Here is a 20970-nt window from a genome sequence, read left to right as displayed (position 1 = left end):
ATCGAAGGACCACACATGTTCTCTGACCTCCACGGCCGTACGGCCGTCATCACCGGCGGGGCCCGCGGGCTCGGCTACTCGATCGCCACGGCGCTCGCCGCGCAGGGCGTCCAGGTGGCGTTGCTCGACCTCTTGCCGACCGTCCACGAGTCGGCCGAGCGGTTGGCGTCCGAGTACGGCGTCCGCACCTCGGCGCATGCGGTCGACGTCACCGACGCCACCGCCGTCGAGGCCGCCTTCGCCGCTGCCGAGGCCGAGCTCGGCGCGCCGTCGCTGCTCGTGACCGCGGCGGGCATCACCATCTGGGGCGACAGCGTCGACGTGCCGGCGGACACCTGGCGGAAGGTGCTCGCCGTGAACCTCGACGGCACCTTCTTCGCCGCGCAGTCCTTCGCCCGTCGAGCCATCGCCGCGGGCCGGCCCGCCTCGGCGGTCTTCATCTCGTCGATGTCGGCGTTCATCGTGAACCAGCCGCAGTTCCAGGCCTCCTACAACGCGTCGAAGGCGGCGGTCAGTCACCTCGCGTCGTCGCTCGCGGTCGAGTGGGCACCCTCCGGTGTCCGCGTCAACGCGATCGCCCCCGGGTACTTCCTCTCGGACATGACCCGTGAGTTCACCGAGGCGAACCCCGACCTGGCCGCCGAGTGGACCGCGGCCATCCCGGCGGGCCGGATGGGTCAGCCCGAGGACCTCCACGGGCTCGTCCTGCTGCTCGCATCCGACGCCTCCTCGTACCTCACGGGCCAGAGCCTCGTCATCGACGGCGGCTACACCGCCCTCTGAGCCGGCCCCACCCGCCGAACCGTTCGACCCGACCACACCGACCCGAGGACCCGCAATGACGACGACGCCGCCCGAACAGACGCCTGACGACCAGGCCGACCGCGACGCCGTGTGGGGCGCCAGGCGTCGACGCTTCGTCGAGGCCCGATCCGGTGCCGTCGAGCGTGCGTGGGCTCCGCGTGCAGTCCGCGTCGACGACGGACCGTCGACGGGCCGGCGCCAGGTCGAACTGCGCCACCTCGGCGGACTCGAGGTGACGGTCGAGGTCGACCAGTTCCTCGACCTCGGCGAGGCCTCCTGGAACGGCGAGGTCGTGTCCTTCGTCGCGCCGACGACCGCTCCGCAGGCCGAGAGCTGGGCCCGTCGCTGGCAGGGCGGTCTGCTGACGACCTGCGGGCTCGCCGCGGTCGGCGTGGCCGCGGAGGCGGACGGCGGGATGCACGGTCGGGCGCATCGCATCCCGGCGACCGTGACCCGCCGCGAGGGGCGATGGACCGCGGCGGGCCGGTACGAGCTCCTCGTCGGCGGCCTGCTCCGCGAGGGCGCCGTCTTCCAACAGAACCTCACGGTGTCCCGCAACATCCGAGCGGAGGTCGGCGTCGCGCGGATCCGTCTGCACGACGTCGTCCGGAACGAGGGGTTCGTCGCCGAGCCGGTGCGCCTGCTCTACCACGTGAACCTCGGCTGGCCGCTGCTGCACGGCGGTGCCGTCGTGGCGGCCGAGGCCGACGTCCCTGGCGGGGCGGGGTCCGAACGCACGGACCCCGGTGGCTGGCGGCGGGTGATCGGCGAGCCCGAGCCGGCGGCCGACGAGCAGGTCGATGCCCTCGACGCGGTCGCCGGGCCCGACGGCTGGTCCATCGCGACCCTGTCGGGCGAGGCCGGCACGGTCACGGTCCGGTTCCGACCGGAGCAGTTGCCGTTCCTCACGGTGTGGCGGAGCACGGCCGCGGGGTCGTACGCCCTCGGCATCGAACCCGGCACCTGCTGGCCGAGTCACGCGGCCGGTCCGGATCGCGGGAAGGCGGGCTGGATCGTGGAGCCCGGGGAGTCGTTCGAGGTCGACCTCGAGATCGTGTTCGAGCCGGCGGCCGACGACTTCGGCGACTGAGCCCACCGGCCTCCGTCACCATCCGGTTCCCGGTTTCCGAAGAATTCGCGCTCGGGTATGTCATCGATGACATGAACGAGGTATGCTCGCCATGACATCGATGACATGGAGTCATCGTCGGAAGCCGACACGGACGTCGGAACCTGAACGGACACCGCCGTGCACCCTGCTGCGAACCTCGACTCGACCGCCGTCACCTCCGTGGCCTCGGATCGATTCGTCGCCGGCCTCGACCTCGGCAGCACCGGCGTCAAGATCCTCGTGACCGACGCCGACGGTGCCGAGGTCCTCATCCACCAGCTGCCCACCCCGTGGCTCGCCGGTCCAGGCGGCACGACCGTGATGGAGGCAGCGTCCCTCATCGCCACCGTCCGGGAGCTCCTCGACCACGTCGGTGCGGAACTCGTGGACCGGTTCGGGCCAGCCGCACGGGTTCGGGCGCTCGCCGTCTCCGGCATGGGGGAGTCCGGGATCGTCCTCGACGCCGTCGGCCGGCCCGTCGCGCCCGCCATCGCCTGGTTCGATCCGCGCGGCGCCGAACAGCTCGCGGCCCTCCCCGCCGAGATCGCGGAGCAGTTCGCCGGTCGGACCGGCCTGCCGCTCGGCGTGCAGGTCTCGGTCGTCAAGCTCCTCCACCTCCGTGACGCCGGACTCGACCTCGCCGGGACGCGCTGGCTCAACCTGCCGGAGTACCTCGTCGCGGCCCTCGGCGGCGAGGAGGCCGCCGAGTACTCGCTCTCGTCGCGCACCGGCCTGCTCGATCAGGACACGGGTGAGCCGTGGCCCGAGCTGCTCGACCACCTCGGCGTCGACGCCTCGTTCCTCCCGCCGTTCACCGACGCCGGTGCCCCGCTCGGCACCGCGAGCAGTCCGTGGGTGCCGGCGGTCTTCTCCGGTGCGGCACTGACCGTCGCCGGCCACGACCACCTCGTGTCGGCCGTCTCCACCGGCTCGTTCCCCGCCGAGCGGTACCACGTGTCGATGGGCACGGCCGAGGTCCTGCTGCGACGCCTCGACGAACCACTCCCGTTCGCCGCCCGCGAGCGGCTCGCCGAGGTGTTCATCAACTGCGTCCGTCACGTCGTGCCGGGCACCTGGGTGCTCGTCGCCGGCGTCAAGACCGGTCTGCTCATGCGTCGCACCCTCCAGCTCGTCGGGGTGACCGACCGCGCAGGGCGCGACCGCCTGGACGACGAGGTCATGGCGCTCCCGGCGCGCGGGCTGCTCGGCGACGGCGACGTCTCGGTCGCGGGCGCCCGGAACGACGACGGCGTCCTCAAGCTCACGGTCCGTGCCGACGGTGCGGGACCGGCCGAGATCTTCGAAGCGGTGCTCCGGCATGGCAACGACGAACTCGCCGTGCTCATCGCGGCGATGGACCGCGAGGTCGCCCCGGCCACCTCGGCGCTGCTCACTGGCGGCTGGGCCGGCATGCGGTCCGTGCAACGCGCCCGAGCGGCCGTCCTGCCCGGCGTGCAGGTGTCGCACCGGTCTCAGGACACGGCATACGGCGCAGCCGTCTTCGCCGGGGCCCTCCTCGAACCCGCCACCTCCCGATCACATCCCTGACCGACCACCCGACCACGCAGACCGATCCTCCCCGGCGCGACCGCTGCCGGGACCAGACCCCATCCGAAGCACAAGGAGTACCTCATGAACGCAGTAGCCACCAGGACCAACGAGCTGACGACGCTCGAACGCCGCGCCATGGCCACGATCAGCACCCCGGGCGGTGGCATGCTCATCGTCGCCGGCGACCAGCGCAACGGCATGAAGGCCGTCATGACCGACGCCCCGAACGGCGCGGCCGGCATCAGCCGTGACGAACTCGCCGAGGCCAAGAGCGACCTCGTCCGGTTCCTCGGCAACCACGCACCCGCCATCCTCCTCGACCCGGAGGTCGCCCTCCCGCTCGTCGTCGACGAGCGCACCCTCTCCCGCACGACCGGTCTCGTCGTCGGCATGGACTCCTCGGGATTCGACACCGAGAACGGTCTGCGCCGGACGAAGTACGTCCCCGGCATGGACGCCCGCCGGGTCCGCGAACTCGGTGGCGACGCCGCCAAGATGCTCTTCTACCTGCGCTCCGACCAGCGGGAGGCCGAGCAGGTCGTCATCGACGAGATCGCCCGCCTCGTGGAGGAGTGCACCGCCGAGGGCGTGCTGCTCATCGTCGAGATCCTCGTGTACCAGCTCGACGGCGAGAGCGACGAGGCCTACGCCGAGATCTTCCCCGAGCTCGTGCGCGGCGCCGCGGAGATCTCCGTCGCCGCCGGTTCCAAGGTCCTGAAGCTCCAGTACCCGGGCTCCGCCGAGGCCGCCGCAGCCGTGACCGAGGCCGCTGCCGGCGTGCCGTGGGCCGTGCTGTCCGCCGGCGTCGACCACGAGACCTTCGTCGGTCAGGTCCGCACCGCGGTCGAGAACGGTGCCGGCGGCGCGATGGCCGGTCGCTCGCTGTGGAAGGATAGCCTTTCGATCTCGTCGGCGAAGCGCGAGGAACTGCTCACGAACCGGGCGCTGCCCCGCCTCCGTGAGCTCGAGCAGGTCATCGAGACCGCGCTCGCCGGTCGCTGACGGATCGTGGGCGGCGTCCTCGGTCGCCGCCCGCGAACCAGCCCGATCCGACCACGCCACGCAGGTGGAACCACCCGAGGAGCAGCCATGGCCACGATGCAGGACGTGGCGTCCCTCGCCGGAGTGAGCTCGAAGACGGTCTCCCGCGTGTTCAACGACGACCCGCACGTGCTCCCCGAGACGCGGTCGCGGGTCGAATCGGCCATGCGGGAGCTGAACTACGTCCCGAACGTCCTGGCGCGCACCTTCCGCGCCGGGCGGTCCTCCTCCGTCGGCGTCGCGGTCCCGGACGTCGTCGACCCCTTCTTCGCCGCGGTCGTCCGCGCCGTCGAGGAGGTCTGTTCCGTCTCGGGCATCACCACCCTCGTCACGAGCATCGGCGACGACCCGGCGCGCGAGCGTGCCGTGCTCGACTCGCTGCTCCGGTCACAGCTCATGGGGCTCGTCCTCGCGCCCGTCGCGGAGGACCAGTCGTGGCTCGCGCCGTGGGCCGAGCACACGCCCATCGTGTTCGTCGACCGCGCCCCCGGTGGACTCGACGCCGACAGCTTCGTCGAGGACGACCACCGCGGCGCCTACCTCGCGACGAGGCACCTGCTCGAGCACGGGCACACCCGGGTCGCCTTCATCGCCGACTCGGCACACCCGCCGAGCACCCGTCGCCGGCTCGAGGGCTACCGTTCGGCGCTCGCCGAGAGCAGGATCGACCTCGACGACGCGCTCGTCAGCCTCGACGCGACGGACCGCGGACCGGCCGCCGCCGTGGTCGACGCTCTCCTCGCCCTCGCTTCCCCACCGACGGCCCTGTTCTCGGCGAACGCGCGCGTGACGATGGCGCTCGTCCCCGCGCTGCGCTCACGGGGGATCGCCTCGCTCGGCTTCGGTGACTTCCCGATGGCCGACCAGCTCGATCCGGCGGTCAGCGTCATCGAACAGGACCCGGCACGCCTGGGCCGCCTGGCCGCCACCCGGGCGCTCGCCCGCTTCGGTGACGCGGACGGCGAGCACGAGCGCAGCACCGTCGTCCCCGTCGGGCTCCTCCTGCGGGAGTCCTGCGGCTGTCACCTCACCGCGTGATCCCCCGGGCGGCGGATGCGCCCCGCGCCGTCGCTCCGTAGCGTGGGAAGCTGTTCGCGACCACGGGGGATCACATGCAGCGACCGGACGACACACCGAACGAGGGCGGCTGGGCGCCGATCGGACAGCCCGCGCCTGGACCGATCCGGACGACGCTCGCCGACGGATCGCCGGCACCAGCACCGGCACCGGCACCGGCCGCGGCTCCGGTGATCGGTGCCGCCGGGCGTGCCGTGCTCGCGCAGCAGCCGGAGTCGGCGGCGGACCGCGAGCGCCGGCGCAACCGCGAGCTGGCCCCGATCCTGCCCACCAGGGTCCCGTGGGTCGCCGTCACGGTCTTCACCGTGCTCGCCGTCGGCCTCGCCTGGCTCGTCGCCGCACCGCTGTGGCTGTCGGGTGAGGGACTCGCGAACCCCTGGTTCCAGCTCATCGCCCTCGGCATGATGTACACCCCGACCATCGCCGCGCTCGTCGTGGTGCTGTTCGTCGCCCGGCCGAGGAGCATCCCGCGGCTGCTCGGACTCGCGCCGCTGCGCCCCCTCGGCCGGACCCTCGGGCTCTGCGCGGCGGCGCTCGTCGGGTTCCCCGTCCTCGCGTTCTGCTCCATGCTGCTCGGGCAGGCCATGGGGCTCATCGAGCTCGACCTCGTCGGCCTGTCCGGTCTGGCCGCCATCATGACCGCCTCGGGCGCCGGCGAGCTCGGGCGGGACGACCTCACCACGGTCGCCCTGGTCCAGCTCCTCACCCTGCCCCTCGGCGTCCTGGTGGCATCGCTGTCCGCGTTCGGGGAGGAACTCGGCTGGCGCGGCTGGTTGCTGCCGAACCTCCTGCCGCTCGGCACCTGGCCCGCCCTCCTGCTGTCCGGGGCGATCTGGGGCGTGTGGCACGCACCGCTCATCCTCCTCGGCTACAACTACCAGCGGACCGACCTGGTCGGCCTGCTCCTGATGGTGGGCTGGTGCATGCTGCTCGGCGTCCTCATCGGCTGGTTGCGGCTCCGCTCCGCCTCGGTCTGGCCGGCGGTGATCGCCCACGGCGCGGTGAACGCCGCCGTCGGGGCACTGCTGCTGTTCGCCAGCCCGACGTCGATGCAGGACACCGGCAGTGTGTTCGGCACCCTGCTCGGCTGGCCGGGCTGGATCCTCCTCGCAGCGACGGCGCTCATCCTGGTCGTCACCGGCCAGTTCGGGAAGCGTGCGGTGCCCGGACTGCGTGGCTCGGAGGTCGCCTCGCCCGTGAGCTGATCCTCCGACGCATGCGCGCCGCGTATGAGTCGCACCGGGCGGGCTGCTTGTCCGCCGCTTCGGCGCTTGGTGCACTGGGACGATGCGCAGACCCGATCTCCCCGAGGCACCCGTCCGCCCACGTGCCGCCCACGCTCGCCGTCACGGCGGTGGGGTGAGCGCACGGGTCCGCCGCCGGCGCCTCATCGTCGGCATCGCAGGCGGCCTCGTGCTCGCGCTCCTCGGAGGTGTCGGTGCGCTCGCGCTGCGGCTGCAGGGCAATCTCAGCTCCGAGGCCATCGCCGCCCCGACCGGACGTTCGACCGAGCCTGCGGAGCCAGGCGCACCGGACCCGGCGATCAACGTCCTCCTCCTCGGCTCCGACAGTCGTGACCTCGAGATCGGCGACTACGGCGAGGACACCGGTACCAAGCGCAGCGACGCGATGGTGCTCGTGCATGTGTCCGAGGGCAACACGCGGATCGACGCGATGCAGATCCCGCGTGACACGCTGACCGACCTGTCGATGTGCACGGACACCGGGCGGGGGACGCCCGACGACTACGGGATGGTGAACGCGGCGTTGAACTCGGGGGCCGCCTGTTCAGTCGCCGCGGTGCAAGCGATGACCGGTGTGCCGATCGACCATTTCATCGAGCTCGACTTCAGCGGCTTCCAGGCGATCGTCAACGGCATGGACGGGCTGGCCGTGTGTCTGCCGGCGGACATGGAGGACCCCTATTCGAACCTCGCGCTGCCCGCCGGAGCACAGGTCATCGACGGGACGCAGGCGCTCGCGCTCGCCCGCACCCGGCACGCGGTGGGTGACGGCAGTGACATCTCGCGCCTCGGCAACCAGCAGATGGTGATGTCCGCGATCGTGCAACGGGCGCTGAGTGCCGAGGTGCTCACCCGGCCGGACCGCCTCATCCGCTTCCTGGACGCGGTCACCTCCTCGCTCACCGTCGACACCGCGCTCGGCGACCTCGCGAGCCTGACCTCGCTCGCGCACCGGGTCTCACAGGTGCCGGCGTCGGCCATCACCTTCCTGACGATGCCGTGGACCGAGGCACCGTCGGACGCCAACCGGGTCGTCCCGAGCGATGACGCGGCGATCGTCTTCTCGAGCCTCGCCACCGATGTCCCGGTGCCGATCGCGGGAGTCGCTGACGCGTCCCCGGCGGAGCCGGTCGCCCCGGTCGAACCGGTGCGGGTCGAGGCGGTCAGCGTCCTCAACGGCTCGCAGACGAACGGGGTCGCGACGGCGACGGCCGACCGACTGACCGCCCTCGGCTACACCGTCGCGTCGATCGGTGACGCGGAGACGGACACCCCGGTGACGGTCCTGCTCGCGCGCGATTCGGACGCGGCTCGGGCGACGGCCGCCTCCCTCGCCCAGGAGCTGGGGATCACGGTCGTCGTGAGCGGCGAACCGGGGCCGGACGAGGAGGACGTCGTGCTCGTCATCGGTGACGACTTCGGCTCGCTGACCCCGCCTGCCGCGCCGGCGCCCGTCGAGGTCGAGTCCCGCAACGCCGCCGCGGACCTCTGCGGCTGACGCGGGGCGTCGTCAGACCCCGGGTGGGACCCGCTCCGCCAAGCGGAGGAAGGCACTCACGGCCGGCGTCCCGAGGCTGTCGTGGCGGACGAGCAGGCCGATGTCCCTCGTGACCGGTGTCGGGAACCGGCGGACCCGGGCGCCGTTCGCCGCCGCCCAGTCGGCGAGCCGCTCGGGGACCACGGTCAGCCCGACACCGGCGGTCGCGAACCGCGTGAGCGCGTCGCGCTGGGTGGTCACGATCACCCGCGGTGGCTGCACGCCGAAGCGGGCGTAGGCCTCGTCGGTCACGGCGCGCATCGACGTCCCGCGCGGGAGGGTCACCAGGGTGTGCGCAGCCAGCTCGTCGCCGGTGATGGTCGGCGGCGTGTGGCCGGCCTCGCGCTCGGCGACGGTCATCAGGCCGGGGAGGACGATCGCGAACCGCTGTTCCTCCAGGAGCCGCACCTCGACACCGGGGCCGGCGGTGGCCACATCGGCGACACCGAGGTCGATGCGCCCGAGGTCGACGGCTTCGAGGAGTTCGGCGGAGTCGACGGAACCCGTGACCTCGATGCGGACGTCTGGGTGCGCGGCGTGGAACCGGGCGACGAGTTCCGGGACGTGGGTCGCGACGAGCGAGGGGAGCGCACCGATCCGGAGCGAGCCGGCGGTGAGCGCCTGCTGCGCGTCGGCGAGCGCGCGGAGCCCTTTCGCCTCCTGGAGCATCCGTCTCGCCGGACCGAGCACGGACCGGCCGGCATCGGTGACCTGCATGCGTCGACCCACCCGGGTGAAGAGCGCGAGCCCGAGGTCCGTCTCGCAGCGTTGGATGCGTCTGGTGAGCGACGGCTGCGAGATGCGGAGGACGTCGGCCGCTGCGGCGTACGAGCCGTAGTCGACGACGGCGACGACCGCCTCCAGCTGCTCCAGGTTCATGCGTCGTGGATCCGGATCATGCCTCCACGGTACCGACACCTGCTGGATATGCCTGAGCGCCGAGGATCCCCACAGCAGGATGCCCCGCTGCGGGGGCTCCTGCTCCGGAGCGGATGCCCGGTCGGTGCCTACGGTGCGCAGGCCTCGAACACGTGGTCGGGGTCGTCCGACGGCGTGAGGTCGCGGTCCCGCAGGATCGTCGAGAACGGGACCTGCGGATCGGCGCACACCTCGTCGAAGGTGCCGCGCAGGTCGTCGGTGTACTCGATGTCCAGCACGGCGCCTCCGTACACCTCGGTGTAGGTGGCGCACTCGTCGAAGCGGTGGCACTCCTCCGTGACGGCGAAGTCGAACCCGACGTCGTCCCGACCACGTGTGCCGAGCTCGGCGGCGTTCTTCTGCCCGATGAGGAGGCCGGCATCGTGGGCGAGGTCGGCGTACCGGGTGGCGAGGGCGATCGCGTCCTCCACGGTGAGTCGACCGTCGGACCGGGTGTACGAGTCGAGGTTGTCGATCTCGACGGCGTCGAAGCCTGCCTCAGCGCAGCGGGTGATGCTCGCACCGACCCGCTCGGCGATGCGCGCACGACGGTCGTCGGTCGAGAGGTCGAAGATGAGTTCGTCGGGCCAGTTCTCGTCGATGATCGGTTCACCGGTGTCGTCGGTGAGGACCAGGTCGGGCTCGGCCAGCCAGGCCTCGCGATCGGCCGGCTGGCTCTGGAACCCGTTGACGTAGCAGATGGAGTACCGGTCGGGGTCGGGGGAGTCGGTGCTGTCGCGCGCGACGCCGCCCACCCCTGCCGCCGGTTCGTAGCCGCCACCGAGCTGGTAGTCGAAGACGACGTCCGTGGGGAACCCGCCCGCTGAATGGGTCGGTCCGGTGTCGGAGCTCGCACCACTCGGGAAGGTGGAGCAGCCGGCGGCGGTGACCGCGAGCAGGACGGCGGCGCCCGCCGCGATGAGCAGCTGCGCGCGACGACGGAGACGGTTCATGTCTCCACCCTAGGTCGCGGTCCCGTCCGGGGGTCGTCGCTCAGCCGGTACCGTTGGGGCATGAAGTATCTGGTGTTGTTCTCCGCGGGTGCCGCGCTCATCGTGCTCGGGATCGTCTTCGCGCTGCTCCTGGAGCTGCCCGTCGGGTTCCGCATCGCCGGGCTCGTGTCCATGCTGCTCGGCACCGTCCTGATGGGTGTCAACATCGGTCTGCAGTTCTTCGATCGCCGCAAGGAACGCGCACGTCGCCTCTGAGTCACCGCGGCGCAACCACCTCACCCGGTCGGTTCCCCGGCGTTACCCTCGATGGAACCCACTTCCACCGAGGCGGGACGACGACAACCCGGAGGCATCGTGGCGCGCGCGCTCTTCATCATCGACGTACAGAACGACTTCACCGAGGGCGGTGCGCTCGGTGTGGACGGCGGCGAGGCCGTCGCCGCGGGGGTCACGCGGCTGCTGGCCGAGCACGGGGACGAATACGCGCACGTGTTCGCCTCACGCGACTGGCACGACGCCGAGGGCGACAACGACGGTCACTTCGCGACGGGTGAGCCCGACTACGTGACGAACTGGCCGGTGCACTGCGTCGCGGGGAGTGCCGGCGCCGAGTACCACCACGCGCTCGACACCAAGAGCGTCGACACCCACATCCGCAAGGGCCAGGGCGCCCACGGATACTCGATCTTCGAGGGCGTGACGCCGGAGGGTCGGAGCCTGGGGGATGTCCTCGCCGAGGCGGGCATCACCGACGTCGACGTCGTCGGCCTCGCGACGGACTACTGCGTCCGGGTCAGTGCCCTCGACGCCATCGAGCATGGCCTGCAGGTCCGCGTCCTCGCCGGTCTCGTCGCGCCCGTCGACCAGGCCGCCGGGGATGCGGCGCTCGCCGAGATCGCCGAGGCCGGGGGTGTGGTCGTCCCCGTGTGACCTCCGTCCCCGGGTGCCCCACGCAGATAGTAAGCTAGCTGCGTATTCTTCGGAGCAGGGCGAGAACGGGGCGCGCGCATGACGCACGGACGACACGGCGGAACGCGGACGGACGCGGAAGCCCGGACGCAGCAGCGGGACCGTGCGGGTGCGCCGCGGTGGCTGCGGGTCGTGCTCCCCGCGGTCCTCATCCTCCTCTGGCTCACGGCCGCCGGCGTCGGCGGTCCGTACTTCGGGAAGGTGAGCGAGGTCGCAACCAACGACCAGACGAGCTTCCTCCCCGCGAGCGCGGACGCGACCGAGGTGCAGACAGCACTCGACGGGTTCCGAGAGGGCGACGACATCCCGGCCCTCGTGCTGTTCGTCCGCGACGGCGGGATCACCGACGAGGACCGGGGCGCAATCGACGACGAGCTGTCAGCGCTGTCCTCGACGGAGGGCGTCGCCGACGGCGTCTCGCCGGCCATCCCCTCCGAGGACGGAGCCGCGGTCGAGGTCTTCGTCCCGATCAGCGGTGACGCGGAGGTCGGCGACGTCGTCGAGGCCATCCGTGCACAGCTCGCCGAAGCGGCCCCGGCCGGCCTCGACGTCTTCGTCACCGGACCGGCGGGGTTCACCGCCGACCTCACCGACGCCTTCGCCGGCATCGACGGCATCCTCCTCCTGACCGCGCTCGGCGCCGTCTTCCTCATCCTCATCGTCGTGTACCGCTCGCCGGTCCTCCCGTTCCTCGTACTCGGCACCTCGTTGTTCGCCCTCTGCACCGCACTCCTGACCGTGTGGTGGCTCGCGAAGGCCGGCGTCGTCCTGCTGAACGGCCAGGTGCAGGGCATCCTCTTCATCCTCGTGATCGGTGCGGCGACCGACTACTCGCTGCTCTACGTCTCGCGGTACCGGGAGGCCCTCCGCGACCACGAGCGGCGGTGGGATGCGACGTGGGCTGCGCTCCGTGGATCGTTCGAGCCGATCGTCGCGTCGGGCGGCACGGTCATCGCCGGACTGCTCTGCCTGCTGCTCAGCGACCTGAACTCGAACAAGGCGCTCGGGCCGGTCGCCTCGATCGGGATCGTCTTCTCGGTCCTCGCGGCGCTCACCTTCCTCCCCGCGCTCCTGCTGGCCTGCGGTCGCACCTCGTTCTGGCCGCTGCGCCCGAAATACGGGAGCGAGCACCGGGTGCGCGCCTCATCGACCGACGACACCGCTGTGCCGACCACCGGTCTGTGGGGTGGGATCGCCCGTCTGATCTCCCGTCACGCCCGCGTCGTCTGGATCGGGAGCACCCTGCTCCTCCTGGTCGCGAGCCTCGGGGTCTTCCAGCTCAAGGCGGACGGCGTCGCCCAGAGCGACCTCATCCTCGGCACCTCCGAGGCCCGTGACGGTCAGGCCGCCCTCGGTGAGCACTTCCCGGCCGGCTCGGCGAGCCCCGTGTACGTCCTCACGCAAGAGGGCGATGCCGCGCAGGTCATCGGGATCCTCGAGGATGCTGACGGTCTCGACAGCGTCCAGGTGCTGTCGAGCGACGCCGCGACGGGCACCGCGGATGCGACGGTGAGCGACGGGGAGGCGGTGTTCACGGCTCCCGCCGCGGGGCCGCCGGGGACCCCGGTGGCGTCCGCCGAACCGACGGTCGACGACGGCCGCATCCTCCTCCAGGCGACCCTCGACGCGGCACCGGACTCCGTGACGGCGGAGGAGAGCGTGCGACAGCTGCGCTCGACCCTCGACGCCGAGGTCGGCACCCACACGCCGGTCGGCGGCGTCACGGCGACCGCCATCGACTCGAACGACGCGTCCATCCACGACCGGAACCTCATCATCCCCGTGGTGCTCGCCGTCATCCTCCTCATCCTCATGCTGCTGCTCCGCTCGGTGCTCGCCCCGGTCCTGCTGATCCTCAGCGTGGTGGTGTCCTTCGGTGCGGCCCTCGGGGTCTCCGCGCTCGTGTTCGACCACGTGCTCGGGTTCCCGGGCGCGGACCCGAGTGTGCCGCTCTACGGCTTCGTCTTCCTCGTGGCGCTCGGGATCGACTACAACATCTTCCTCATGACGAGGGTCCGCGAGGAGTCGCTGCGGGTCGGGACGAGGGCCGGCGTGCTGCGGGGGCTGGCGATCTCGGGCGGCGTGATCACCTCGGCCGGCCTCGTGCTCGCGGCCACGTTCGCGGCGCTGGGCGTCATCCCGATCCTCTTCCTCGCGCAGATCGCGTTCATCGTGGCGTTCGGGGTCCTCCTCGACACGATCATCGTCCGGACGCTGCTCGTCCCGGCCCTCAGCCACGACATCGGGAGCGCCATCTGGTGGCCGTCGAAGCTCGCGAAGGATCGGGTCGAGCACCGGCACGCGGCCTGACCGAAGCGGTCGCGACCGACTACCCCTGCTCAATGAGGAACGCCAGCACGGCGTCCTTGAACGCTCGCGACGAGACCGCGTTGAAGTGCTCGCGGCCGGGCAGCCCCACATAGCGGGCACCGGCGGCTTCGGCGAGCCGCCGACTGCCGGCGGCGACCGCGTCGTCGTCTCCGGTCACGAGCAGCATCGGCAGCGGCGGCACCTCGGCCGTGCTCGGCTGGGGTCCTCCGCGGAGGCCTTCCACCAGGGCGATGAGGGCCTCCACGTCGTTGCCCGGGACGCCCTCTGCCATCGTCACGTAGGTGTCGGTCAGGGCGTGCGCGATCGTCGTCCCGGTCCTGACATGGTGACGGGCCGACTCCAGGTCGAAGTCGCGGAGCGAGTCGCCCTCGGGGAGGCCGCCGAGGCTGAGGGAGCGCACGCGGTCGGGGTGCCGGACACCCAACCGCCAGCCCACCCGGGAGCCCAGCGAGTACCCGAGATAGTGCGGCTCGTCGACGCCGTAGCCGTCGAGGACGGACAGGACGTCGTCGACGAGGATGTCGAGTCGGTACGCGGCGGGATCCGTCGGTTTGTCGGAGGCTCCGTGACCGCGTTGATCGAGGGTCAGCAGGCGGTATCCGGCGCGCGTCAGCGTGCGTGTCCACCCGGCGAGGTCCCAGTTGAGTCCGGCGCTCGAGGCGAAGCCGTGCACCGCGACGATCGTGCCGAGGTCGCCTGAGCCCGGAGCCGGTTCGTGGAGGTACGTCGCGATCCGGATGCCGTCCGTCGACATGACGTAGGTGGGTTTGGTCGGGGCAGGCTGAGGAAGCACCCGTCAACGATACCCGCGGTGGCGCCGCGCAGGCTCAGTCGACGGCGACTGGCCGTGGTCCCTGCTGCATCATCTCGGAGAGGTACGGGGCGATGACGCTCGTGGAGATGCGGCAGTCGAGCAGGAGGACGCCCTGCGCCCCGGCGTGGACCCAGTCGGTGAGTCCGTCGAGGTCCGCGAGCGTGTCGATCGTCACGCCCTGGCCCCCCAAGGCCCGCGCGAGGGCGGCGAAGTCGACCTCGTCGATGAGCATCGGGGTCTGGTCGAGTCCACGCGAGCCGTATTGGTGGACCTCGGCTCCGTAGGCGGCGTCGTTGAAGACCACGATCACGCCGCTCGGTACCGTGCGGATGACGGTGTCGAGGTCGGGGAGCGCCATCAGGCCGCCGCCGTCGCCGGTGCAGAGGACGGTGGTGCCCCTGTGCCCGGCCGCCGCGGCACCGACCGCGCTCGGGAACCCGAGCCCGATCGACTGGTAGGCCGTCCCGACCATGACGAGGCGGTCGGGGGAGGGGATGTCGAAGTACATCGGCGCCCAGCCGATGAAGTGGCCGCCGTCCTGCACGACCGTGCGGTCGGCCGGGAGCAGCTCGTCCAGTCGATGCGCGAGGCTGCGCGGGTCGAGGCGCCCGTCGGCGCACAGTCCGTCGCCGGACGAGTCGTCACCCAGGTCGCGGTCGAGGTGCGGTGCTGGGCGGGCGTGACCGGCCGACGCGACCCATCCGGACCCCGCGCCGTCGGAGAGCCGTTCCAGGAGACCTGCGGCTGCGAGGGCCGCGTCACCGTGGACGAGCTCGTCGACCCTGGCGTTCGTCGGGGCGTCGGCGAGGTCGACCTGGATGACGTGGGCAGCGGGGGAGAAGGCCTCGCCGAACCGCATCGTGAACTGGTTGAGGCCGGCGCCGACGACGAGCACGACGTCCGCCTCGGCGATGCGACTCGCGGCGTGCTCCGTCGCGAAGCCGCCGGCCACCCCGAGATCGCGGGGGCTGGAACCGAAGAGCCCGCGTCCGAGCGCCGTGGTCGCGGTGTGGGCGTCGAGCCGCTCGGCGAGCTCGCCGAGGACCGGTCCGGCGTCGGCCAGCCAGGCTCCACGCCCGGCCAGGATGAGCGGACGGTGTGCGCCGCGCAGAGCGGCGGCGGCGGTGTCCAGGCGCCGCGCGACGGGCTCCACGCGGGACGGCCGGACGAGCGCCGGGTGGTGTGGTGTCCCGTCCGCTCGCAGCGGCTCGTCGGACGCCACGGCGGCGAGGTCGTAGGGGATCGCGAGTACGACCGCGGTCCGGCGGTGGACGGCGTGCTCGATGGCGCGGAGCGTGGTCGCGGTGGCGTCGTCACGACCGACGGTGAAGGTCGGCGCACCGAGCCCGGCGGCGATCTGGAACTGGTCGACGTCCCAGGGGCGGGCCCCGGTGGTCGGGGCGTCACCGACGACGAGGATCAGCGGGATCTGGGCCATCACCGCCTCCGCGAGGGGCGTCAGGGTGTTGGTGAATCCGGCTCCGTAGGTCGCGGTCGCGGCAGCGAGACCGCCGCCGGCGCGGGCGTAGGCGTCGGCTGCGGCGACGCCCCCGGCCTCGTGACGCATGGCGGTGAAGCGGGTTCTGGTCGTGGCGAGTGCGTCGAGGAGGTGCGCGTTGCCGTTGCCCATGACGCCGAACACCTCGGAGACATGGCGGGTGAGTGCCTGTGCCACCCGGGCGGAGACGGTGGAGGAGCGGGTCGACGTGGGAACGGTCGACGAAGCGTGTTCGGACATGGGAGACCTTCGAGAACGTGGACGGATGGGATTCCGTGTGTGTCTCGCCGGTGCTGGCCGCGCTATCGCCCTTTTTTCGAGCAACGACCCCCGTGCTGCGGAGTCTGACGAGCACACTCTACTCCGCGGCGACCGCGCTGCACAGTGCGGCAGCGACAGCATCCGCTCCACATCCGTGACGCCTGCCGGACAGTCGGACCCGGGTTCGACGGAGGCTGGCTCCATGAACCACATCGTGCAGGCCAACGCGGCCGAAGACCTCCTCGCCCTCATCCCCGGACTCGTCGGAAGCACTCCGAGATCGAGTCTCGTCGTCGTCCTGTTCGCGGGCCGTCACAGCCGCGGCGCACTCCAGGTGCACCTGCCTGCCGGAACGGACGTCGACCGGCAGGTGGCGGACGCCGCCGCGGAGCGAGCACTCGGGTTCGCCTGCCGGGCACCGGGTGTCGACGCCATCGTGCCTGTGGTCTACACGGACGACGCATTCGGAGCCGGGGCGGAGCCGCCGGGCAGGACGATCGCCGACGCCGTCCTCGAGCTGGCGAGCGCGCAGGGCTTCACGGTCAAAGACGCCCTCTGCTCGGCCGCTGACGGCTGGGGCTCCTACCTCGACCCCGGACTCCCCGCCGGAGGGCGTCCGCCGGCGATGGTGGCCTCGGCGGCGGTCCCGCCGGTCCCACCGCTCCCCTGGGAGCTCGTCACGACCGAGGTCCCGTCGGTGGACGTGGCGACGTTCGCAGCCGTCGACCTCGAGTACCGGGTGCTCTGCGCTCGACTGGCCTCCATGCTCGACGAGGCCGCCGATCGTGCCCGCATGACCTGGCGGATCGACGTCGGAGACGCCGTGGAACGACTCGACGGCCTTCCTGCGGTCTTCGAGGACGCGCTCGCCCGCGGCGTCGAGGGGATGACCGCCCGGGAAGTGGCCTTCCTGTTGCTGAGCCTCTCACGTCCTTGGGCGAGCGATCTCGCACTCATGCAGTGGGCGTTCGGGCGCGAGCTGGGCGAGGAACTCGACGACGCCGAACGCGCGTACGGGCATCTGCCGGTCGGGACGGACGACCCGGAGGTGTTCCATCGGGTCGCCCACCTGCTGGTCGGCGACGGACCGCATCCCGACGTCCAACGCATCCGTGCAGCGAGCAGCCTGCTCCTCGGCGTCGCGGCGCGAGCGTCGGAGTCCGCACGCGTCGCGCCGCTCGCCATGCTCGCCTGGCTGTCATGGGCGCTCGGCCAGAGCACGCGCGCGACCGCCTTCCTCGCCGAGCTGGTCGACGAGGAGCTGGACCACCCGCTGGCGGCGACCGTCGGGTCGCTGATCCGCCAGGGGCACCTCCCGGCCTGGGCGTTCTGCAGCACCCCGGGAACACGCGACGGTGTGGCCGCCCCCAGCGATCAGCCCGCCGCGTGACGCTCCAGGAAGTCGTAGACCTCGGAGTCGTCGACGCCCGGGAAGGTGCCGCTCGGCAGCGGGGAGAGGATGTGGGTGTGCAACCGGGCGCTCGGCCAGGCCTGCTCCCGCCACTTGTCGGCGAGGTCCGACGGCGGTCGACGGCAGCAGGTCGGGTCCGGGCAGGTGGAGACCGCACGCGTCGTGGTCTCCCGTCCGCGGAACCACTTCGCCTCGCCCCAGGGCACGCCGACCGAGATCGAGAACTCCCCGGCCTCGGTCGTGCCGGTCTGCGTCGCGCACCAGAAGGTACCGGCCGGGGTGTCGGTGTACTGGTAGAGCTCCGTGGTGCGGTTCGTCCGCGCGAAGGCGTTCCGTGCGCTCCACTTCCGGCACACGATCTGGCCCTCCACCGCGCCAGTCACGTCGACGGGCAGCGGCAGCGCATCATTCTCATAGGCCTTCGAGATCGCCCCGTCCTCGGAGACCCGCAAGAAGTGCAGGCGCATGTCGAGCCGGGCGGTCGCCAGGTTCGTCAGGCGCAGCGCCGCGGCCTCATGGGTGACCCCGAAGGCGTCGCGGAAGTCCTCGACGGCCAGGTTGCGGTCGCGCTTGGCCTGTTGCAGGAACGACACCGCGGCCGTCTGCGGCATGAGCGCCGCCGCAGCGAAGTAGTTGATCTCGAGCCGTTGCCGGAGGAACTCCGCGTAACTCGTCGGACGCTGGTGCCCGAGCAGGCGGTGCGCCATCGCCTGCAGGGCCATGGACCGCAGGCCGTGTCCGCCGGGGATCGAGGCCGGTGGCAGGTAGATGCGCCCGTTCTCGAGATCGGTGACGCTGCGGGCGGAGTGCGGCAGGTCGTTGACGTAGATGAGGTCGAAGCCGAGCTGTTCCGCCATGATGCTCACCGTGCGGTGGGTGAGTGCGCCGGTGCTGTGCCCGGCGCGCAGCACGCGCGACTCCGCGAGTTCCTCGATCTCGGGCAGGTGGTTGTCGCGCTCCCGCATCCACTCCCGCAACTCGGTGTTGGCACGCCGCGCCTCCTCCGGGGTCGCGATCGCCTCGCTCGCGTGCCGCTGCAGTTCGCGGTGCAGGCCCACGAGTGCGCGGAGGGCCTCGTCGGGGATGCCTTTCGACGGCTTGACGATCGGCAGGGTCAACTCGCCGTAGAGGGCACTGCGCTGGAGGCGGTCCAGCTCGATCTCCAGTGCCGCGCGGGGGTTCGGTGCCTCCTTCGACAGCAGGTCGGTCAGGTCGACCCCGAGCGCGGTCGTCAGCTCCTGCAGGACCGACAGCTTCGGCTCGCGTTTCCCGTTCTCGATGAGGGAGAGCTGGCTCGCCGCCAGCCCGACCCGTTCGCCGAGGTCGTCGAGGGTGAGGCCTCGCCGGGTCCGGAAGTGCCGGATCCGATGGCCGAGCGTGAGGAGTTCGGCAGCGGCGGTCGATGTGGGAGTCGGCGTCATTCCTTCACCGTATCGAAAGAACCGCGATTCTTGAAGGGTGAATACCCGTGAAGATCAACACAATCAGGCGCATGGTGGCTCTACGACCACTTCTTGACCGTCCCACCAACGCCGGAGGAACGCATGTCCATCGCCGAACTGATTCCCGATACCGCACCCGCCCTCGCCGCCCGCGCGGAGCTCCGAGCGGTGCCGCGCCCGAAGCGGACCGGCCTCGCCGAGCTGCACGCCTGGGTCGACGACCTCGCGGCCCTCCTGGGGCCGTCCGCGATCCACTGGGTCGACGGCTCCGCGAGCGAGTCGCACCGGCTCACCCACCAGCTCGTCGAGGAGGGGAAGCTGATCAAGCTCAACCCCGAGTGGCGGCCGAACAGTTTCCTCGCCCGCAGCGATCCGCGCGACGTCGCGCGCGTCGAGGACCGCACCTTCATCTGCTCCGAGCAGGAGGAGGACGCCGGCCCGACCAACAACTGGCGGGATCCCGCGGTGATGCGTGACGAACTGCACGGGGTCTTCGCCGGCAGCATGCGCGGTCGCACGATGTACGTCGTGCCGTTCTCGATGGGCGCGGTCGGCGGGCCGCTTTCGCAGCTCGGCGTGCAGATCACCGACTCGGCGTACGCGGTGCTCAGCATGGGGATCATGACGCGGATGGGTGACCGCGTGCTGGAGCTCATCGCCGACGGACAACCGTGGGTCAGGACCGTCCACTCGGTCGGCGCCCCGCTCGACGCGGGGCAGGCCGACGTGGTCTGGCCGTGCAACGACACCAAGTACATCGTCCAGTTCCCGGAGACGCGCGAAGTGTGGTCCTTCGGCTCCGGCTACGGCGGTAACGCACTCCTCGCGAAGAAGTGCTTCGCACTGCGGATCGCCTCGGTCATCGGACGCGACGAGGGTTGGTTGGCCGAGCACATGCTGCTGGTCCGGGTCGTCTCGCCGGAGGGCCGGGCGTTCCACATCGCCGCCGCGTTCCCCTCGGCCTGTGGCAAGACCAACCTGGCGATGCTGCGTCCGACGATCCCCGGGTGGACGGTCGAGACCCTCGGCGACGACATCGCGTGGATCCGACCCGGCGACGACGGCCGTCTGTACGCCATCAACCCGGAGGCCGGCTTCTTCGGGGTCGCACCCGGCACGGGCGTCGGCACGAACGCGACAGCCGTCGACACCCTGTGGGGCAACACGATCTTCACGAACGTCGCGCTCCGCGACGACGGAGACGTCTGGTGGGAGGGACTGACCCCCGAGCCGCCCGCTCACCTCGTCGACTGGCAGGGGCAGGACTGGACGCCCGAGTCGGGGCGCCCGGCGGCCCACCCGAACTCGCGATTCACCGTCGCGGCGGCGCAGTGCCCGTCGATCGCCGACGACTGGGACGCGGCCGACGGCGTCCCACTCGACGCGATCCTCTTCGGCGGGCGTCGCGCCACGAACGTCCCGCTCGTGGTCGAGGCCAGCAGCTGGGAGCACGGCGTGTTCATGGGGGCGACGATCTCCTCCGAGCAGACCGCCGCCGCAGAGGGCACGGTCGGCGAGCTCCGTCGCGACCCCTTCGCGATGCTCCCGTTCTGCGGCTACAACATGGCGGACTACTGGAGTCACTGGCTCCGAGTGGGCGGTGCACTCGAGCACGGCAAAGCGCCGCGGATCTTCCAGGTCAACTGGTTCCGGAAGGACGCCGACGGCTCCTTCCTCTGGCCGGGCTTCGGCGAGAATTCCCGGGTCGTCGAGTGGATCGTGCGGCGGCTCGAGCACGAGGTCGACGCACGGGAATCGGCGATCGGCCGGTTGCCGGTCCTCGACGAGCTGAACCTCGACGGCATCGACGTGCCCGAGGCCGACCTCGACGCCCTGTTCGCCGTCGATCGCGAGTCCTGGCTCGTCGAGTGCGACCTCACCGAGTCCTTCTTCGACACCTTCGGCAGCCGCGTCCCGGCCGCCCTCCGTGCGGAACTCGCCGCCCTGCGCTACCGCCTCCGATCCTGATGCGTCCGCTCGCCCCCCCCGACGACGGTCGGGCGAGCGG

Annotated in this window: 17 protein-coding genes; 12 read left to right on the top strand and 5 right to left on the bottom strand. The window is 71.6% G+C overall.

The genetic code is table 11. The features are described 5' to 3' along the window. Positions 1 to 15: 15 nt before the first annotated feature. The 7 genes from AC4PMY_RS16915 to AC4PMY_RS16885 all read left to right on the top strand — a co-directional run bounded on the left by AC4PMY_RS16915 (position 16) and on the right by AC4PMY_RS16885 (position 8326). Complete coding sequence (locus tag AC4PMY_RS16915) at positions 16 to 783, top strand: SDR family oxidoreductase (RefSeq protein ID WP_064294797.1); 768 nt, start codon at positions 16 to 18, stop codon at positions 781 to 783. Positions 784 to 838: 55 nt separating this feature from the next. Continuing rightward, entirely contained in the window at positions 839 to 1894 is a 1056-nt protein-coding gene (locus AC4PMY_RS16910) for a DUF4432 family protein (RefSeq protein WP_064294798.1), read from the top strand. 159 nt (positions 1895 to 2053) lie between these two features. Further along, complete coding sequence (locus AC4PMY_RS16905) at positions 2054 to 3463, top strand: FGGY-family carbohydrate kinase (protein WP_197479027.1); 1410 nt, start codon at positions 2054 to 2056, stop codon at positions 3461 to 3463. Between the two features lie 84 nt (positions 3464 to 3547). Further along, entirely contained in the window at positions 3548 to 4468 is a 921-nt protein-coding gene (locus tag AC4PMY_RS16900; protein ID WP_197479028.1) for a hypothetical protein, read from the top strand. Positions 4469 to 4555: 87 nt separating this feature from the next. Beyond that, positions 4556 to 5545: a LacI family DNA-binding transcriptional regulator gene (locus tag AC4PMY_RS16895; RefSeq protein WP_491623248.1), complete on the top strand. Its 990-nt coding sequence runs from the start codon at positions 4556 to 4558 to the stop codon at positions 5543 to 5545. 74 nt (positions 5546 to 5619) lie between these two features. After that, entirely contained in the window at positions 5620 to 6789 is a 1170-nt protein-coding gene (locus AC4PMY_RS16890) for a CPBP family intramembrane glutamic endopeptidase (RefSeq protein WP_491623247.1), read from the top strand. 82 nt (positions 6790 to 6871) lie between these two features. Then, on the top strand, positions 6872 to 8326 hold the full coding sequence (locus AC4PMY_RS16885; RefSeq protein WP_082915970.1) for an LCP family protein: 1455 nt from the start codon (positions 6872 to 6874) through the stop codon (positions 8324 to 8326). 12 nt (positions 8327 to 8338) lie between these two features. Here the strand turns inward: AC4PMY_RS16885 and AC4PMY_RS16880 are convergent, their stop codons facing one another. Together AC4PMY_RS16880 and AC4PMY_RS16875 are read right to left on the bottom strand one after the other, a co-directional pair. Beyond that, positions 8339 to 9244 carry a LysR family transcriptional regulator gene (locus AC4PMY_RS16880; protein WP_491623246.1) on the bottom strand — a complete coding sequence of 302 codons (906 nt, stop codon included), beginning with the start codon at positions 9242 to 9244 and terminating at the stop codon, positions 8339 to 8341. Positions 9245 to 9372: 128 nt separating this feature from the next. After that, positions 9373 to 10236 carry an endo alpha-1,4 polygalactosaminidase gene (locus AC4PMY_RS16875; RefSeq protein WP_064294802.1) on the bottom strand — a complete coding sequence of 288 codons (864 nt, stop codon included), beginning with the start codon at positions 10234 to 10236 and terminating at the stop codon, positions 9373 to 9375. 60 nt (positions 10237 to 10296) lie between these two features. Between AC4PMY_RS16875 and AC4PMY_RS16870 the strand changes: the two genes are divergently transcribed. The 3 genes from AC4PMY_RS16870 (at position 10297) to AC4PMY_RS16860 (ending at position 13515) form a co-directional block, all read left to right on the top strand. After that, entirely contained in the window at positions 10297 to 10491 is a 195-nt protein-coding gene (locus AC4PMY_RS16870) for a hypothetical protein (protein ID WP_064294803.1), read from the top strand. 99 nt (positions 10492 to 10590) lie between these two features. Then, complete coding sequence (locus AC4PMY_RS16865) at positions 10591 to 11166, top strand: isochorismatase family protein (RefSeq protein WP_064294804.1); 576 nt, start codon at positions 10591 to 10593, stop codon at positions 11164 to 11166. A 78-nt stretch (positions 11167 to 11244) separates the two neighbouring features. After that, a complete protein-coding gene (locus AC4PMY_RS16860) occupies positions 11245 to 13515 on the top strand; it encodes an MMPL family transporter (protein ID WP_491623245.1) in 2271 nt (756 codons plus the stop codon). Between the two features lie 19 nt (positions 13516 to 13534). Here the strand turns inward: AC4PMY_RS16860 and AC4PMY_RS16855 are convergent, their stop codons facing one another. After that, a complete protein-coding gene (locus AC4PMY_RS16855; RefSeq protein ID WP_491623244.1) occupies positions 13535 to 14329 on the bottom strand; it encodes an alpha/beta fold hydrolase in 795 nt (264 codons plus the stop codon). 34 nt (positions 14330 to 14363) lie between these two features. Then, positions 14364 to 16088 (bottom strand): thiamine pyrophosphate-binding protein, encoded by a 1725-nt coding sequence (locus AC4PMY_RS16850; RefSeq protein WP_491623243.1) that lies wholly within the window; start codon positions 16086 to 16088, stop codon positions 14364 to 14366. A gap of 223 nt (positions 16089 to 16311) precedes the next feature. Here AC4PMY_RS16850 and AC4PMY_RS16845 point away from each other — a divergent pair, with 223 nt between their 5' ends. Beyond that, the gene (locus tag AC4PMY_RS16845) at positions 16312 to 17499 is read left to right on the top strand and encodes a DUF4192 family protein (protein WP_071262538.1); all 1188 of its coding nucleotides are present in this window, start codon (positions 16312 to 16314) and stop codon (positions 17497 to 17499) included. Here AC4PMY_RS16845 and AC4PMY_RS16840 read toward each other — a convergent pair. Further along, positions 17484 to 18941 carry a helix-turn-helix transcriptional regulator gene (locus AC4PMY_RS16840; protein ID WP_071262537.1) on the bottom strand — a complete coding sequence of 486 codons (1458 nt, stop codon included), beginning with the start codon at positions 18939 to 18941 and terminating at the stop codon, positions 17484 to 17486. The genes AC4PMY_RS16845 and AC4PMY_RS16840 overlap by 16 nt on opposite strands. A gap of 123 nt (positions 18942 to 19064) precedes the next feature. On the opposite strand from AC4PMY_RS16840, the gene AC4PMY_RS16835 reads away from it, so the two are divergent. Beyond that, positions 19065 to 20930 carry a phosphoenolpyruvate carboxykinase (GTP) gene (locus AC4PMY_RS16835; RefSeq protein ID WP_071262536.1) on the top strand — a complete coding sequence of 622 codons (1866 nt, stop codon included), beginning with the start codon at positions 19065 to 19067 and terminating at the stop codon, positions 20928 to 20930. Positions 20931 to 20970: the final 40 nt, after the last annotated feature.

The organism is Plantibacter sp. MDV22-iso1 (genome assembly GCF_058408345.1).
Note: the sequence above shows the minus strand (reverse complement) of the source record. Positions and strands in the feature narration are given on the sequence as shown.